This window comes from Lawsonibacter sp. (assembly GCF_022777125.1).
GTDB lineage: Bacteria > Bacillota > Clostridia > Oscillospirales > Oscillospiraceae > Lawsonibacter_A > Lawsonibacter_A hominis.
Map to the genome: position 1 here is coordinate 1 of NZ_JALFGV010000096.1, position 16,243 is coordinate 16,243.

The window sequence follows — 16,243 nt, forward strand, 5'->3', positions numbered from 1 at the left end:
AAATGACACCTCTCATGACGGACAGGGCGACTTTTCCGCAGGAATCGAGCCCTGGCCGTCATGCATCCCTCTGTCGAAAAAGGCCTTTGGCCTTTTTCGACAAGCTTAAGTCCGCTTCCGAGACGGAAGCGGACTTTTTAAGCTGCAAGCAAGCCTGTAAGCCGGGTTCTGTCATTTAAGACAGCCATCTATCTCGACGTACCGTTGCCGGTACGCTCCAGCCGCCTCCCTGGGACGGTCGGGCCGACCAAGTGTCCCTCCACGGCGTTGCTCCGGATAGAGTTTACAGCGACGGACGCTTGGCACGCCGTCGGGCGGGCTCTTACCTCCGCCTTTCCACCCTTACCTCGTCGGCGCAAAAACCAAGTTTTTGCGCCGGCCCCTTTTGGGGGGACGAGGCGGTTTATCTCTGTTGCACTTTTCCTAGGGTCGCCCCCGGCGGGTGTTACCCGTTATCCTTGCCCTGTGGAGCCCGGACTTTCCTCACAGGCGGGCCTTTCGCCCCGTCCGCGCGGCTGTCCAGCTTACTTGCGAAGGACATTGTACCTGATTTCACGCTTCTTGTCAAATCAATGGAGTGCTTTCGATTGAAATTTCTGCCTGGATGGGATATAATATTTTGTCTTGATTTGTAAACGGAAAAAGGAGGAAGCGCCATGCGTTCCACCATACAGGACTATCTGGCCGAACTGAAGGGCAAGCGAGTCGCTGTGATCGGGATCGGCGTGTCCAATACGCCGCTGATTAAAATGCTGCTGCGTGCGGGGATCCGGGTCACCGCCTGCGATAAACGGCAGAAACAGGAGTTCGGCGGGCAGGCCGAAGCACTGGAGAGCCTGGGCGCCGAACTGCGCCTGGGCCCGGACTATCTGGAGGGGCTGGACCACGATGTGATCTTCCGTACGCCCGGCCTGCGGCCCGACGTCCCACAGCTTCTGGCGGCGGTGGAGCGTGGAAGCGTGCTCACCTCCGAGATGGAGGTTTTCTTTCAGGTATGCCCCTGTAACATCATCGCCGTTACCGGCAGTGATGGGAAGACCACGACCACGACCATGATCGCGGAGCTTTTAAAGGCGGCAGGACGGAACGTGTATGTGGGCGGCAATATCGGCAAGCCGCTCCTGCCGGACGTGGACGGCATGGAAGCGGAGGATCTGGCCGTGCTGGAGCTGTCCTCCTTCCAGCTCATGACCATGGACCGAAGTCCCGATATCGCCGTGGTCACGAATCTGGCCCCCAACCACCTGGATGTCCACAAATCGATGAGCGAGTACATCGCCGCCAAGGAGAACATCTTTTCCCATCAAACGGCGGACGGTCTGGTGGTACTCAATCAGGACAACGACATTACCCGGGGCTTTGCCGTGGCTGCCCCCGGCCGGGTCGTCCTGTTCAGCCGCAGGGAAGCGTTGGCGCGCGGCGTCTTCCTGAAGGACGATGCCATCTGGAGCACCACCGACCTGCATTCCAGGCCGGTGCTTCCCTTGGATGGGATTCTGCTCCCCGGAGCGCATAATGTGGAGAACTACATGGCGGCCATCGCCGCAGTGGACGGTCTGGTCCCGGACGAGACCATCCGTGCCTTTGCCGGAACGTTTGCGGGAGTGGAGCACCGGATCGAGCTGGTGCGCACACGAAACGGTGTGCGTTATTACAACGATTCCATCGCCTCCAGCCCCTCCCGCACCACGGCCGGGCTGCGCTCCTTCCGGGAGAAGGTCATCCTCATTGCGGGCGGCTATGACAAGCATATCCCCTTCGACACGCTCGGTCCTGAGATCATTGCGCATGTGAAAGCCCTGGTACTCACCGGAGACACGGCGCCCAAGATTCGTGCCTGCGTGGAGGCCGCCCCCGGCTATCGCCCGGGACAGCCCTCCATCGAAACCTGCGAGGATTTTACCCAGGCGGTGCTGGAGGCCCACAAACTCGCCCGCCCCGGCGACGTGGTCCTCCTGTCTCCGGCCTGTGCTTCCTTTGATCGGTTTAAAAATTTCATGGAACGGGGCGCGGCCTTTAAAAAAATCATTTACGAGCTACCGTAAAGCGGGACAGCCGTTTCCGCCGTTCCGACGGAAAATAAGGAGTTGAAACAATGGATATCCGACAAGCGCTGGAGCGCCTGTGTACCCAGACCGCGCCCTCCGGCTTCGAGGGACCGGCGGCCCGGATGGCCGCGGAGCTGCTGCGGCCCCTGGTGGACGAGGTCTCCATCAGCCGCAGCGGAAGCGTGGTGGGCGTGCGCCGCTGCGGCAGGCCCAACGCCAAGAAGCTGCTGCTGGACGCCCACCTGGATGAGATCGGGCTCGTCACCATCGGCATTGAGGAGGGCTTTCTCCGCTTCCGCTCCATCGGCGGAGTCGATCCCCGGATGCTGCCCGACCGGGAGGTGACGGTGCTCACCGATCCTCCGCGTTTCGGCGTGGTGGCCTGTCTGCCGCCTCATGTGCAGAAGGCGGGGGACAGCGGCAAATCCATCCCCATCCCGGAGCTGATGGTGGACATCGGCATGACGCAGGAGCAGGCGGTGCAGGCGGTTGCGCTTGGCACCCCTATCGTCTTTCGGGGCGGCTGCGCCCCGTTGGGGGAACGGCAAATGTGCGGCAAGTCTATGGACGACCGCTCCTGCTTTGCGGCGCTTCTGCGGGCGGCGGAACTGCTGCTGGACAAATCGCTGGACGTCGATCTCTACCTTTTGGGCAGTACCGGAGAGGAGTTCTCCGGCGCAGGGGCCAAGACCGCGGCCTTTTCCATCGCACCGGATTTTTGCGTGGCGGTGGATGTGACCCATGGCGCCACGCCGGACGGCCAGAAGGACCGGACTTTCCTGCTGGGCGGCGGCCCGGCCATCGGTGTGGGGCCCAACATGACCCATTGGATGACCCGGCGTATGGTATCCAAGGCCAAGGAGCTGGAGCTGGACTATCAGCTGGAGGTCATGGGCGGTCATACCGGCACCAACGGCTGGTATTTCCAGATCAGTCGGGAGGGGATCGCCACTTCGGTGCTTTCCGTACCGCTGAAGTATATGCACTCGCCCGTGGAGGTATTGGATCTGAGTGATCTGGAGGCGGCGGCCCGGCTGCTGGCCGCCTTCGCCCAGGATCTTGGAAAGGAGGCTGAGGCGCTGTGCTGAATCAGATTCGTGAACTCTGCCTGCTGCCCGGCGTATCCAGCTTCGAAGCACCGGTGCGTTCCTTTCTCCGCGCCAGGGCGGAGCCCTACGCCGACGACATCCGCACCGACGCGATGGGAAACCTGATCGTCTTCAAGAAGGGGCGGAAGTCCACGGGCAGCAAGCTGCTCTTGGCTGCGCATATGGATGAGGTAGGGCTCATCATCCGCTCTGTGACCGATGAGGGCTATTTAAAATTCAGCGCCGTAGGCGGGATCGACCGCCGTGTGCTCCTTGGAAAGCCGGTCCGGATCGGAGAGAAGGGCGTCCCGGGCGTCATTGGCCTGAAGGCCTACCATCTGGTCTCCGCGGAAGAGGAAAAAACCGTCCCCAAGCTGGAGGAATTTTATATCGACATCGGCGCCAAAGACAAGGAGGAAGCCGAGTCCAAAGTGAATCTGGGCGACTGTGCCGTTTTTGACAGCGACGTAGTGGCGTTTGGGGACGGCTTTCTCAAGGCAAAGGCGCTGGATGACCGGGTCGGCTGCGCCATTCTGCTGGAGCTGCTGAAAGAGGAGCTTCCCATGGACGTGACGTTCGCCTTCACCGTTCAGGAGGAAGTGGGCACCCGCGGCGCGTTTGCCGCCGCGTTCTCGGTGACGCCCGAGATCGCGCTGGTGCTGGAGACCACCACCGCCGCCGACCTGGCGGGCGCGCCGGAGCACAAGAAGGTCTGTTCCCCGGGGAAAGGGCCGGTGATCCTCTATATGGACAACGGCTCCGTCGCAGACCGCGGGCTGTTCGAACGGATGCGCGCTCTGGCAGAGGACAACCACATCCCCTGGCAGACGAAACACTACCTGGCCGGGGGCAACGACGCCTCGGCCATCCAGCGAACCAAAGAAGGGGTGCGCACCCTGGTGCTGTCGGCGGCGGTGCGCTATCTGCATGCTCCGTCCAGTGTGGGCGCCATCCGGGATTTTGAAGATATGCTGCGCCTGGCCCGACTGTTCATCAGCAGCCTGGCGGAAGGCTGAGGGAGGATACCATGGATATTTTAAAGACGCTGCAGGCGCTCAACGCCTGCCACGGCCCTGCGGGAGACGAAGCTCAAGTGGCCGCCAAGCTCCGTGAGCTGGCCGCCCCCTATGTGGACGAGTGCAGAGTGGATACCCTGGGCAATCTGATCTGCCGCAAGAAAGGGAGCGGCCCGCGGGTGATGTTTGCCGCCCATATGGATTCCATTGGGTTTATCGTCACACACATCGACGAAAAGGGCTTTCTGCGCTTTGGAAAGCTGGGCGGGCTCTCCGCCCCGGATCTTCTGGGCACTCCCATCCGCTTCAAAAACGGCGTCCGGGGCGTGGTGGCCCTGGAGGGAAAGGTAGAGGCCAAAAACAGTAAGCTGGACGATCTCTATATCGACATTGGAGCCGCTGATCGTGCCCAGGCCAAAGCGATGGTGCAGATCGGCGATACCGCGGTCTATGATACGCCCGCCTTTCGTACCGGCGGCCGTATCTTCTCCCCCTATCTGGACGACCGTATCGCCTGCGTCGTGCTGCTGATGGCCATGGAGCGGCTGGTGAAGCGCGAAAACGACCTGTACTTCATCTTTACCGTTCAGGAGGAGCTGGGGCTGCGCGGCGCCCGTACCGCCGCCTATGGGGTGGACCCGGACTACGGCATCGCCGTGGACGTGACCGACTCCGACGATATCCCGGAGGCACCCCATGACTGCAGCAGCGTCGCCGGCGGAGGCGCCGCCATCAAGGTGATGGACGGCTCCGTCATCTGTCATCCTGCCATGGTGGCCAAGCTGGAGGCGCTGGCGAAGGCACAGCACATCCCCTTCCAGAGGGATGTGCTCCGGTTCGGCGGCACCGATGCGGGGGCCATCCATCAGACCCGCGGCGGCGTCTGCACCGGCGGCATCTCGATTTCCACCCGCTATGTCCACTCCCCAATGGAGATGGCGGATGTGGGTGATGTGGAGGCCTGCGCCGCCCTGGTCGCCGCCTATGCCCAGAGCAAGCTGGACTGATGGACCGCCTCTCGGACGCCAGGGCGCTGCTGCCCTGGCAGGCGGGGTGTATCCGACTGGATACCTTGACGGTTGAAGCGCTGCTTTGCCTGCGTCATCTGGAGGACGAGGAAGGATTTGAACGCCTGACCTGTCGGCCGGTGCATCTGCGCGGGGCCGACGAGCTGCGGATACGGTATCAAACGGCGCTGGAGGATCCGGCAACGCTGATTTGCGGGGTCTACTTGCAGGGAACGCTCCGCCCCGTGGGCAAACTCACCGCCTCGAACTACAACTCCCGCAACCGCAGCGCCGAGGTGGGATATTTTCTCGCTCCGCCGTGGAGAGGGAAGGGCCTCATGCGGCAGGCGCTCTCCGCCCTTTGCTCCATGCTCCTGCTGGAATTTGGACTGAATAAGCTCTATGCGCAGACCGGAGCCTTCAACGCCCCATCCATCCGGCTGCTGGAACGGGTGGGGTTCCGACAGGAAGGGGTTCTGCGTCAGCATCATGAGTTAAACGGCGTTCTATGGGACGACGCTATCTTCAGTTTGCTGCAGCAAGATTATACGCCGGACCCAAAGCGGCCCGCCGGTGCAGGACGATGATGGTACCGGATGGGCAAAACCATGGAATAGAATGGATGAACAAGGGAAATGACGTTACAAATTAGCGCACGTGTTCTGGCGCTGGCCCGCCAGGCGCAGACAGAGGTGCGGGATCACTTTGACCGCATCGACTCCATTGCGGAGGCGAATACCCAAAAGGTACTCGCCTCCTTTCAGCGGCATCGGGTCGCGGAGAGCTACTTTGCCGGGACCACCGGCTACGGCTACGACGATATCGGCCGGGACAAGCTGGACGAGATCTATGCCGACCTCTTTGACGCCGAGGACGCCCTGGTGCGGCTGCAGTTCGTCAACGGCACCCACGCCATCACCTGCGCCCTGTTTGGGGCATTGAAGTCGGGCGACGTACTGGTTTCCGCCGTCGGTGCGCCCTATGACACCCTTTTGGGCGCCATCGGTGTGGTGGATAAGGGACCTGGGTCGCTCAAGGACTACGGAGTGGCGTACCGCCAGGTCGACCTGGTGGACGATGCGCCCGACCCGGCCGGGCTGGCTGAGGCCGTGGCCGATCCAAAGGTCAAGGCGGTGCTGATCCAGCGCTCCAAAGGTTACTCGACTCGTTCCTCGCTGTCAGTGGACGAGATCGGGGCGCTGTGTGCCGTCGTACGAAAGCACAACCCCCATGCCGCCATCCTGGTGGACAACTGCTACGGTGAGTTCGTGGAGACCCGCGAGCCGATTCAGGCGGGGGCCGACCTGGTGGTGGGCTCGCTCATCAAAAATCCGGGCGGCGGTCTGGCCCCCACCGGGGGGTATATTGCCGGACGGCGGGATCTGGTGGAGGGCGCGGCCATGCGCCTGACCACGCCGGGCATTGGGAAAGAATGCGGCTGTACGCTGGGCCATAACCGCAGCCTCTATCAAGGCCTTTTCCTTGCCCCACACACCACGGCTCAGGCGGTGAAGACCGCGGTATTTGCGGCAAAGATCATGGAGCTGCTGGGGTATCGTACCGAGCCCGCCTCGGATGCAGTGCGTCACGACATCATCCAGATGATCCACTTTGGCACGCCGGAGCCGTTGAAACAGTTTTGCAGGGGCATCCAGTTCGGTGCACCGGTGGACTCCTATGTAACGCCGGAGCCGTGGGATATGCCTGGTTATGATTGCCCGGTCATTATGGCCGCGGGCGCCTTCATCCAAGGCGCCTCGATCGAACTGTCCTGTGACGCGCCGATGCGCCCGCCCTACACCGCTTACCTTCAGGGCGGTTTGACCTATGAGTCGGGCAAAGCCGGCATCCTGCTGGCGGTAGAGGCGCTTTTGAACGGCAAACAGGATTGAAACAAGCCGGTCTGCGCATAGTATCTCACCATGGGGGGTGAGCGCCATGGGCAGACCAATCTGTCGGCCCTGGCCCCGGCGGCCGCGCCGCCGGCGCAGCAGAGGGGAAACCGGACGCCGCGCACTGCTTTTGGCGGGTCTGGCGGGCATCGCTGCGGCGCTTCTGGTCATTTGCGCCGTCAACGCCAGAGTACGCCCGGTGGCGGAAGAGCTGGCCCTGGCCAAGCTGAACAACGCCGTAACCGCCATTGTCAATCAGGCGGTGGAGGAGGCCATGGCTTCCGGCGCAGTATCCTATTCGGATATCGTCACCCTTCAGACAGACCTTTCCGGCGGTATCACTGCGATCCTGACCGATCCCATCAAGCTGAACACACTGCGGACCCAGCTTTTGGGCGATCTCGTTGAGCAAGTGGATTCACTTGACAGCAAGGATCTGGGGATACCGCTGGGCAATCTGACCAGTCTGATCCCGCTGTCCGGCTACGGACCGCTGCTGCCGGTAAGGGTGCTGGCCGCGGCCGCGCCGAGGGCATCCTTCCGCAACGCATTTCAATCTGCTGGGATCAATCAGACCCTGCACCAGGTCATGCTGGACGTATCGGTAGAGGTCACGCTGCTGCTGCCCGGCGGCACGACCTCATCCGTCGTATCAGCACAGGTCTGTGTTGCGGAAACGGTCATCGTGGGCCAGGTCCCCGATGCGTACCTCCAATTCGGCGGGGATGGAATTCTGACAAAAGAGTGAAGATTTTTCCCCTTTCTTGCATTTGTCACTGATATTGATTACCATAATAACAATATCAATGCAAGAAGGTGCTTTTATGGGGCGGATTCTTTGGTATGCAGCCGTCACCTGGGATTATATCCGGCAGATGCTGCCCGGCATCCTGCTCGCCGCGGCGGTCTTTTTTGCGGTGCGTCCTTGGCGGAAAAAGCGATTGGTGCGGCTGGAGCTGACCAGCAGCCCCCGGCGTGAGGCGGCGCTGCTGCTGTTTGCGGCTTTCTGTGCGGGTCTTGCCGCTCTGACGCTGTTTCCCTCCGGCTTTTGGGAGACGTTTCTGCGCCTTGGGCTGTCTCCGGAAGGGGAGAAGCGTCTGGCTGTCCTTTTCCCTCGGGTGGAGTTTCTGGCGGCGATCCGGCGGATCAATTGGATCCCCTCTTTTTTGCTCGGAAAGACGCTCGGGGCGTGGAGCGCTTATATGGTCCTGGCCAATACCCTGATTTTTCTGCCGGTGGGTTTTTTTCCGGCGCTGCTCTGGCGGCAGGGCAGTTGCCGGCGATCGATACTGGCGGGACTTTTTGCTTCCGGCTCCATCGAGTTTCTCCAGCTCTTTGTCGGGCGCGCCACAGACGTTGACGATGTCATTTTAAATACTGCAGGAGCATTCCTGGGCTGGCTTTTTTACCTGCTGTCAGCACGCCTCGCCCCCCAATTCACCCGAACATTCCAAGTGGAGGTCCGCCATGGACGAGAAACAGGAGATCCAAAGCCTGCGCCGGGAACTGGAGCAGGCCAACTATGAATATTACGTGCTGGACAATCCCAGCATGTCCGATTATGACTTTGACCATAAACTCCGCCGTCTGGAGGAGCTGGAGCATGCGCACCCGGAGCTGATCGTCCCGGATTCCCCTACCCAGCGGGTAGGGGGGAAGGTGGCCGACGGCTTTCGGGAGGTCATCCATCGGGTGCCCTTAGAGAGCCTTCAGGACGTCTTCTCTGCAGAAGAGCTGAAGGAATTTGATCAGCGGGTGCGCGACGCCCTGGATGCGGACGTGGAGTACGACGTAGAGCCCAAAGTGGATGGCCTTTCCGTGGCCCTGGAGTATGAAAACGGCATCTTTGTCCGGGGCGCCACCCGTGGAGACGGCCGGATCGGGGAGGATGTGACGGAAAACCTCAAGACCATCCCCTCCATCCCGCTGCGTCTTCCGGAGGCCCTGCCCAGCCTGATCGTCCGGGGCGAGGTCTTTATGCCCAAACGAAGTTTCGAACGGCTCAACGAAGAACAGGAGCTGAAAGGCGAGAAGCTTTTTGCCAATCCCAGAAATGCGGCGGCGGGCTCTCTGCGGCAATTGGATCCAAAGGTGGCGGCCGCGCGCCGCCTGGATATCCGGGTATTTAATATTCAGGCGGCGTCTGGAAGAGAATTTCAGACCCATACAGAAACGTTGGAATACTTGGGACAACAGCGCTTTAAAGTGATTCCGCATTACACCTGTAAGACTATTGCGGAAGCCGCGGAGCGGATACGGGAAATGGGGGAAGGCCGTGACGCTTACAGCTTTGATATCGACGGCGCGGTTGTAAAGGTAAACAGCCTTTCAGAGCGGAACGTGCTGGGCAGCACTGCAAAATTTCCCCGCTGGGCGGCCGCATTCAAGTATCCTCCGGAGCAAAAGTGCTCCAAGGTGATGGACATTGTGGTTCAGGTGGGCCGCACAGGCGTACTCACACCCAAGGCGGTAGTGGAGCCGGTGCGCTTGGCCGGAACCACCGTTACCAATGCTACGCTCCACAATCAGGATTTTATTTCGGAAAAGGATATCCGCATCGGAGATACCGTACTGATCCAGAAAGCAGGGGAGATCATTCCGGAGATCGTCTCTGTCCAAAAGGAGCTCCGGCCAGCAGACAGTACTCCCTATCGACTGCCCGACCACTGCCCGGTCTGCGGCGCCCCGGTGGTTCGGGACGAGGATGGAGCCCATATCCGCTGTACCGGCGCGGAATGCCCTGCCCAGCGGCTGCGGCATCTGACCCACTTTGCATCCCGTGACGCCATGGATATCGAGGGCATGGGACCGGCGGTGGTGGAGGCGCTGGTAAGTGCCGGTCTGGTCACGGGACCGGGCGACTTGTATCATCTGGATGTGGAGTCGGTGGCAAAGCTGGAGCACATGGGGAAGAAGTCTGCGGAAAACCTGATTTCCGCCATTGAAACCTCGAAGGGGAACGATCTTTCCAAACTTTTATTTGCCTTTGGGATCCGCCAGGTGGGACAGAAGGCCGCCAAGGTGCTTGCCGCCCGGTTTGGCAGTTTGGATGCCCTGATGTCGGCTGCAGAGGAGGAACTGACCGCTGTTCCTGATATCGGTGCGATTACGGCGCGGAGCCTGATCGAATGGTTCCGGAGCCCGCAGAGCAGCCATCTGATCGAAACGCTGCGTGCGGCCGGCGTAAATCTGCAGAGCAAAGAAGCGCCTGCAGGCGATCAGCTGGTAGGGAAGACGTTCGTGCTTACCGGCTCGCTGGCGCAGTTTACCCGCGATGAAGCGGGCGCAAAAATTGAAGCATTGGGCGGCAAAGTATCCGGTTCCGTATCCAAAAAGACGTCTTACGTGGTGGCGGGTGAAGCGGCAGGCTCCAAGCTGCGCAAGGCCCGGGAGCTTGGCGTCCCGGTGCTCACCGAGGGCGAATTTTTGGCGCTGATCGCGAAAGAGTAAGTTTGATCGGACTGGCAGGGGTGCGGGGCAAAGTCCCGCACCCCTGTTTGACTGCTATTTGTCCAGAATGGGATTGGTGAAGTAGACATTTTTCTGGTCCATTTTTTCCTTGGCCAGGCGAACTGCCTCGCCGAAGCGCTGGAAGTGGACCACCTCACGTTCCCGCAGAAAGCGTATGACATCGCTCACATCCGGGTCGTCTGACTGGCGCAGAATATTATCGTAGGTAACCCTCGCTTTTTGTTCTGCTGCCATATCCTCGGTCAGGTCGCAGATTACGTCACCCTTGACGCCGATGTAGTCGGCGCTCCAGGGGCTTCCCGAGGCTGCGACTGGGTACACACCGACACCGTGGTCGGTAAAGTATGGCGCGAAATTTCCCATTCGGGGGTCGTCCGGGGAAAGCTTCCGGGTCAACTGGTGTACCAGGGTTCCGATCATCTCCAGATGCCCCAGTTCCTCTACGCCAATGTCGGTCAGTACGGCCTTGAGTTCCGGATAAGGCATGGCATAGCGCTGGGAGAGGTAGCGTAGGGAAGCTCCCAATTCTCCATCTGGTCCGCCATATTGACTGATAATAAACGAGGCCAGCTGTGGATTGGTATTTTTGATGCGGATGGGATATTGCAGCTTCTTCTCGTATACAAACATCAGCGCTCCGCTCCTTCCTGATAATTCCAGGGCCATGGGTCGCTGAGCCATGCGTTCCAGGTCTTGCTGTTGGCGGTGGAGCGCTGGAAGAGCGGGCCGTTGGCAGCCTCATATTTCTCGCGCGCTTCTTTTTCAAGCGCGGCGTACTGTTTATAAAGCTCAAAGGCCTCCGCATCGCCGGAATGCGTATCCAGGTAGAGCCCCAGCTCTACCAGCACGAATTCCAGTGCCTGAAGCTCCGCCAAGGGGCTGTTGACCACATTGCGGGCATCTGCCTTCAGATGGAACGGAAGGTTCAGCCCGGGAAACAAGGTTCCGTTGTTCAGCGCCTCCTGCTGTGTATAGCGCTTGGAACCGGTCTGCTGAAAGGGCACATAAGGCACTGCCAGGGGGGCGCACTCCGGAAGCGTGCCGCAGTGATCCGCACAGGCGCCTGGTGCCTGACTGCCATTTTCGGGATACAAATGCATTTCCTCCTTGCATAGGAAGTAGAAGGGGAGAGGCACTCCTGCCCGTACCCCTTCGTTCCATTCTATGCCGGTCAGGGAAAAGCGAAACCGCCCGCATTGCCCCGAGTGGGGGCAGATGCGGGCGGTTGGCTCCGTTTGCCGTAAAAAACAAGAAAGTAATCCTATTAACGCCTTATAATTTTACTTTTGCCACCAGGCGCGTTACCGGTCCCACACGGCCGCAGGCCATACGCGGAGCATGGAGATCCTGCGGCCAGACGATATAAAATGTGCCGGGCCGGATCGTAAGCGTATCCCAATCCCCAGTAAAAAACTGTACATCCGATTTGGCGTCATATTCGCCCAGCGGTTCCAGCGGAGTATCCGTCAAGGCATAGCCTGCCGCCTCCAGGCCGCTGACCAGACACTGGATGTCGGCGTAATTCTGATGCCCCTCCAGTTTGCAGTCTTCCGGCGCAAGCGTGTCCACCTGAAAGAGAAGTCCGTATACATTCTCTCCGTCGATCGGTACCTTTTCACCGGGGGACAGCGTGGACGGATCCACCGCGGCCAGCCACTCCAGGGCCTTGCGGAAGCGCTCACCCAGGCCATAGTAGAGCGGTGCGTTTTCGATCTTGTCGATCACCAATGAAATCATCTCCTTTTTCCTTCTGTTGATGTTATCCTACTCCAGTCCTTTGAAAAAAACAATAAGAATCTGTAAAAATGCCGTATCCTGTGGTATAATGGACACATAACAAAACGCTTTGCGTTTCTGGTATAATGCGCTTCCTTCTCCCGTAAACTGCGAGAGGGGGGATGTACTACATGAAACGGAAGCTCCTGAGCTGGGCCCTGCTTGGCGCATTGGCGTCGGCAACCTGCTATTATCTGTTGTTCCAGCCTGGGCTGGAACAACGCAGCGTGTTCTCTGCCGTACGCTGCCCAGGCCAGACCGTGGTGATCGATGCCGGTCACGGCGGGGAGGACGGCGGAGCGGTATCTCTGTCCGGTGTGCCGGAGAGCGGCATCAATCTTTCCATTGCTCTGAAACTGGATCAGATTTTGGGCCTGTACGGCGTAGCGCCGGTACTTTTGCGGAGCGAGGACGTGTCCTTGCATGACAGTTCCGCCCAGACGCTCCGGGAAAAAAAGGTTTCCGACCTGCATAACCGGGTGGCCGTCATCGAAGCGGCGGAAAACGCCACGCTGATCAGCATTCACCAGAATACCTTTCAAGGGGCGCGCTATCACGGAGCCCAGGTCTTTTATGCCAATCCGGAGTTGAGTCTTCCTCTGGCGCAGCTGACGCAGGACCTGCTTCGGCAGACGCTGGACCCAGGAAACGCCAGGGCGCCCAAGCCAATTCCGGACACGGTATATCTGATGAATCACATCACATGCCGGGCCATCCTGGTGGAGTGCGGCTTTCTTTCGAATCCAGAGGAGGATCTGCTGCTCCAGACGGCAGGTTATCAGACCAAACTGGCATCCACCCTGGCTGCGGCCTGGCTCCAGTTCCAGGAGTTGGAGCCCGTACCGACCACCAATGAGGAGGCATAGCCTCGTATGAAGGCAAAGACTGTTTTTTACTGTACCGAGTGCGGCAACGAAACTCCAAAATGGGCGGGGCAGTGTCCCGCCTGTAAGGCCTGGAACACCCTGGTGGAACAGCCGGCCGAACTCAGAAAAAAAGCCCCCGTATCGGCCGCCCCTTCCGGTACCCCTCGCGGCATCAACCGTCCGAAGCTCATCGCGGAGGTGAGCTCCACCTCGGAACTGCGGTTTGAGACCGGCATGAACGAGCTGGACCGGGTGCTGGGCGGAGGCGCGGTAAAAGGGTCCCTGGTCCTCGTGGGCGGCGCGCCCGGAATCGGGAAATCGACCCTAATGCTTCAGATCTGTGATCATCTGTGCCGCTTTGCCACCGTTTTGTATGTATCCGGCGAGGAGTCGGAGCGGCAGATCAAGCTGCGGGCCGAGCGGCTCCACGTGAGGGGAGCGGGGCTGTATCTGCTGGCAGAGACCAATCTGGAGGACGTGATCGAAGCCGTCAACGAGCGCAGGCCGGACGTACTCATCGTAGACTCCATCCAGACCCTCTACAACGGCGATCTGACGGCTGCACCCGGCAGCGTGGGTCAGGTAAAGGATTGTACCATGGCCCTGATGCAAATCGCAAAAGGGCAGGGGATCACCGTTTTCGTCATCGGCCATGTGAATAAGGAGGGCTCCATCGCAGGACCGAAGGTTCTGGAACATATGGTGGACTGCGTACTCTACTTTGAGGGGGAGCAGCAAAACTCGTACCGCATCCTGCGTGCCGCCAAAAACCGTTTCGGTGCGACCAATGAGATCGGCGTGTTCGATATGGGAGACAGCGGATTGACCGAAGTTCCCAATCCGTCGGAAATGCTCCTGTCCGGGCGCCCCCAGGACGCACCGGGCACCTGTGTGACCTGCGTGATGGAGGGCGTTCGTCCTGTCCTGGCCGAGGTGCAGGCTCTGTTGGCGCCCGCCAGCGCCAACGTCCCCCGCAGGACTTCAAACGGTTTTGACTATAATCGGGCCAATCTTCTGCTGGCTGTGCTGGAGAAGCGGGGCGGGCTGCGGGTAAGCGTCTGCGACGCCTACATCAATGTGATCGGCGGACTGTATCTGGATGAGCCTGCCGCCGATTTGGCCACGATCATGGCATTGGCCTCCAGCTTTCGGGACAAGCCCGTACCCGGCGACCTGGCCGCTGTGGGCGAAGTCGGATTGACCGGGGAGCTGCGCTCTGTAAACGCACTGGGGCAACGTCTGAGCGAAGTGCGGCGCCTGGGTTTTACCAAGTGCCTGGTACCGTTCCGCCTGGGGGCGCGTCTGGAGATCCCGGAGGGACTGCAGCTGATCAAGGTCCATAATATCCGGGAGGCTTTGGCTGCGCTTTTGTAGGCGCATCCTGCGGCCTATGCCGCGGCACAAAGTTGACACAGGGTGTTTCCACGCTGGGCAGGCCACAGGATGCGGCCCGTTCCAGGGAACAGTAACCGTCCTGCTGGTAGACACAATTGCTGGTACAGGCGATCAGGCTCAACGGAATCCATCCATTCCTCATTAGAATACCCAAACGAAGGGGGGGATCGGGTCTGCTCAGGCTTTGTTCCAACTCAACAAAATAAAAAGCTTTCCGGGTAGAACAAGGCCCCTCTGCGCTAGTGTGCGCAGGGGGGCCTTTTTTATGCCCTCAGCGAGGCCAGGACAGGCCCTTGGGCAGGCCGAGAAGGTAATCCGCGCTGACACCGTATACCTGGCACAGCTTCATCAGGTAGCGGAGTGGGAGCTCGTTCGTTCCAGTCTCATATCGGCTGTACTGCTTCTGGTCGATGCCAATCGCGGCGGCTATGGCCGCCTGGCTCATGTCGCTGTCTGTGCGCAAGGCGCGCAGGCGTTCCGTGTAGTCCATGGCAATCCCTCCTTGACCGCATTATACCCCGTTTTACTACAGATGTGTTGACACAAGGTCACATCTGTAGTAACCTTGTGTCAAACAAGATTTGACACCGTGGCAGGGAGGAGGATGCGGACGTGCAACGGGAGCGGCCTGACACGGGGAGGTCAAATGGGATTTGACGGAAGGAGGGACGGGCATGGAGCCGCTGGAGATACATGTCCGGGTAAGCCCGGATGATGAGGTGTTGGCCCTGCGGGCCAAGGTGGCCGAGCTGGAGGCGCAGGGGGCCGAGTACAAGGCCAGGGCAGACCGGGCGGAGTTCCGGTACCGCTGCGAAGTGCTCATCAATCAGGAGCTCCAGGATTTGTGCCGGGCGCACGGCGTGGATTTCCGCCCGGCGCTTAAAGACCGTCCTTGGTGATGGGGGAGCCCGTCAGGGCGGCCCCCATGAACAACCGCCCCGCAGGGTGCCGCGGGGACAGGCTGCCCCACAGGCCGGGGCATCGGCGGGCAGAGCCGGAACAGCTGGGCGCTCAAGACGGCTTGTGCTGAACAACCAACCGGGCATGATTGCCCTCTCGCCCGCCCTGACGGCAGAGGCGGGACCGGGGCCGGGAGGCCCCGGCGCAGGCACCCAAGGGCGGAGGGGGGCCGGGGGAGGGAAGCGGGCGGCGCAGGGGCCGGCCGGGCACCGGGCCCCGGAGCGGGCGCACCCCCGGCCCCCCGGAGCCCCAGGGGGCCCCCGCCGCCGCCGTCACGTGCAGGGCTGCGACCACAGAGGAGGGGCGGGGGGAACCGCAGGGGCGGCGGGGCGCACGTGCCCCCGCAAGCCCAAGGCCGCGCCCCAAACGCCGGGGGGGGGCGGCGGCGTAAAAGGCGGGCCGCAGGCCCGCCCCAGCCGCCCCCCGGCGGGAGGAGCCGGGGAAAAAGGCCCGGCGGGGGGAGCCGGGGCCCCCCCGCGCGAGCCCCGCGCGGGGGCAGGAGGGGCGCGCAAAGGGGAGCCCGCAGCGGCGCGGAGGGCGACCGCAGGAAGCCCGGAGCAGCCCAAGGGCGACCCGCAGCGCAAGGACGGGGGGCAAGGCCCCGGGGGCCGCCGGGCCCCCCGGCGACGGGCGGCCAGCGGCAGGCGGCCCGCAGGCCGCGCCGCGAGAAAGCCCGAGGGCGGCCCGTGGCCGGAGCGAGCCCTAGCGAGCGACCCGAGGGCAG

The 16,243-nt window shown here is 61.2% G+C and carries 16 protein-coding genes and 1 other RNA gene; 12 read left to right on the forward strand and 5 right to left on the reverse strand.

The window, feature by feature from the left end; all coding sequences use genetic code 11:
- Positions 1 to 141: 141 nt before the first annotated feature.
- An RNA gene (gene rnpB, locus MR825_RS08285) (RNase P RNA component class A) lies at positions 142 to 531 on the reverse strand.
- A 125-nt stretch (positions 532 to 656) separates the two neighbouring features.
- Between rnpB and murD the strand changes: the two genes are divergently transcribed.
- Genes murD through ligA form a run of 9 tightly spaced genes read left to right on the forward strand, consistent with a single transcriptional unit; the run spans position 657 to position 10,501 of the window.
- Positions 657 to 2,045 (forward strand): UDP-N-acetylmuramoyl-L-alanine--D-glutamate ligase, encoded by a 1,389-nt coding sequence (murD, locus tag MR825_RS08290; RefSeq protein WP_186906479.1) that lies wholly within the window; start codon positions 657 to 659, stop codon positions 2,043 to 2,045.
- Between the two features lie 50 nt (positions 2,046 to 2,095).
- Positions 2,096 to 3,136, forward strand: coding sequence for a M20/M25/M40 family metallo-hydrolase (locus MR825_RS08295; RefSeq protein ID WP_287880107.1), 1,041 nt, complete (start codon positions 2,096 to 2,098; stop codon positions 3,134 to 3,136).
- The gene (locus MR825_RS08300; protein WP_186906478.1) at positions 3,130 to 4,152 is read left to right on the forward strand and encodes a M42 family metallopeptidase; all 1,023 of its coding nucleotides are present in this window, start codon (positions 3,130 to 3,132) and stop codon (positions 4,150 to 4,152) included. Before MR825_RS08295 ends, MR825_RS08300 begins: the two co-directional genes overlap by 7 nt.
- 11 nt (positions 4,153 to 4,163) lie before the next feature.
- The gene (locus MR825_RS08305; protein ID WP_287880110.1) at positions 4,164 to 5,159 is read left to right on the forward strand and encodes a M42 family metallopeptidase; all 996 of its coding nucleotides are present in this window, start codon (positions 4,164 to 4,166) and stop codon (positions 5,157 to 5,159) included.
- Positions 5,159 to 5,746: a GNAT family N-acetyltransferase gene (locus tag MR825_RS08310; RefSeq protein WP_287880113.1), complete on the forward strand. Its 588-nt coding sequence runs from the start codon at positions 5,159 to 5,161 to the stop codon at positions 5,744 to 5,746. Before MR825_RS08305 ends, MR825_RS08310 begins: the two co-directional genes overlap by 1 nt.
- Before the next feature lie 48 nt (positions 5,747 to 5,794).
- Positions 5,795 to 7,051, forward strand: a complete 1,257-nt coding sequence (locus MR825_RS08315; protein ID WP_287880116.1) for a methionine gamma-lyase family protein — start codon at positions 5,795 to 5,797, stop codon at positions 7,049 to 7,051.
- Between the two features lie 46 nt (positions 7,052 to 7,097).
- Positions 7,098 to 7,799 carry a sporulation protein YunB gene (gene yunB / locus MR825_RS08320; protein ID WP_186906474.1) on the forward strand — a complete coding sequence of 234 codons (702 nt, stop codon included), beginning with the start codon at positions 7,098 to 7,100 and terminating at the stop codon, positions 7,797 to 7,799.
- 16 nt (positions 7,800 to 7,815) lie between these two features.
- On the forward strand, positions 7,816 to 8,577 hold the full coding sequence (locus MR825_RS08325) for a VanZ family protein (protein WP_287880118.1): 762 nt from the start codon (positions 7,816 to 7,818) through the stop codon (positions 8,575 to 8,577).
- Entirely contained in the window at positions 8,519 to 10,501 is a 1,983-nt protein-coding gene (gene ligA, locus MR825_RS08330) for an NAD-dependent DNA ligase LigA (protein WP_186906473.1), read from the forward strand. The genes MR825_RS08325 and ligA overlap by 59 nt, the downstream gene beginning before the upstream one ends.
- 54 nt (positions 10,502 to 10,555) lie before the next feature.
- Here ligA and MR825_RS08335 read toward each other — a convergent pair whose 3' ends face one another.
- From MR825_RS08335 to MR825_RS08345, 3 genes are all read right to left on the reverse strand, one after another.
- Positions 10,556 to 11,152: a manganese catalase family protein gene (locus MR825_RS08335; RefSeq protein ID WP_186906472.1), complete on the reverse strand. Its 597-nt coding sequence runs from the start codon at positions 11,150 to 11,152 to the stop codon at positions 10,556 to 10,558.
- Positions 11,152 to 11,616, reverse strand: a complete 465-nt coding sequence (locus MR825_RS08340) for a spore coat protein CotJB (RefSeq protein WP_256174893.1) — start codon at positions 11,614 to 11,616, stop codon at positions 11,152 to 11,154. Before MR825_RS08340 ends, MR825_RS08335 begins: the two co-directional genes overlap by 1 nt.
- 178 nt (positions 11,617 to 11,794) lie before the next feature.
- Positions 11,795 to 12,259, reverse strand: coding sequence for a YhcH/YjgK/YiaL family protein (locus tag MR825_RS08345; RefSeq protein WP_243204647.1), 465 nt, complete (start codon positions 12,257 to 12,259; stop codon positions 11,795 to 11,797).
- A gap of 170 nt (positions 12,260 to 12,429) precedes the next feature.
- Here MR825_RS08345 and MR825_RS08350 point away from each other — a divergent pair, with 170 nt between their 5' ends.
- Both MR825_RS08350 and radA read left to right on the forward strand, forming a co-directional pair.
- Complete coding sequence (locus tag MR825_RS08350; RefSeq protein WP_256174892.1) at positions 12,430 to 13,164, forward strand: N-acetylmuramoyl-L-alanine amidase; 735 nt, start codon at positions 12,430 to 12,432, stop codon at positions 13,162 to 13,164.
- A 6-nt stretch (positions 13,165 to 13,170) separates the two neighbouring features.
- Complete coding sequence (gene radA, locus MR825_RS08355) at positions 13,171 to 14,538, forward strand: DNA repair protein RadA (RefSeq protein ID WP_186906469.1); 1,368 nt, start codon at positions 13,171 to 13,173, stop codon at positions 14,536 to 14,538.
- 292 nt (positions 14,539 to 14,830) lie between these two features.
- Here the strand turns inward: radA and MR825_RS08360 are convergent, their stop codons facing one another.
- Positions 14,831 to 15,049: a helix-turn-helix domain-containing protein gene (locus MR825_RS08360; RefSeq protein WP_287880125.1), complete on the reverse strand. Its 219-nt coding sequence runs from the start codon at positions 15,047 to 15,049 to the stop codon at positions 14,831 to 14,833.
- A gap of 184 nt (positions 15,050 to 15,233) precedes the next feature.
- Between MR825_RS08360 and MR825_RS08365 the strand changes: the two genes are divergently transcribed.
- Positions 15,234 to 15,458: a hypothetical protein gene (locus tag MR825_RS08365; RefSeq protein ID WP_287880127.1), complete on the forward strand. Its 225-nt coding sequence runs from the start codon at positions 15,234 to 15,236 to the stop codon at positions 15,456 to 15,458.
- Positions 15,459 to 16,243 lie beyond the last annotated feature (785 nt).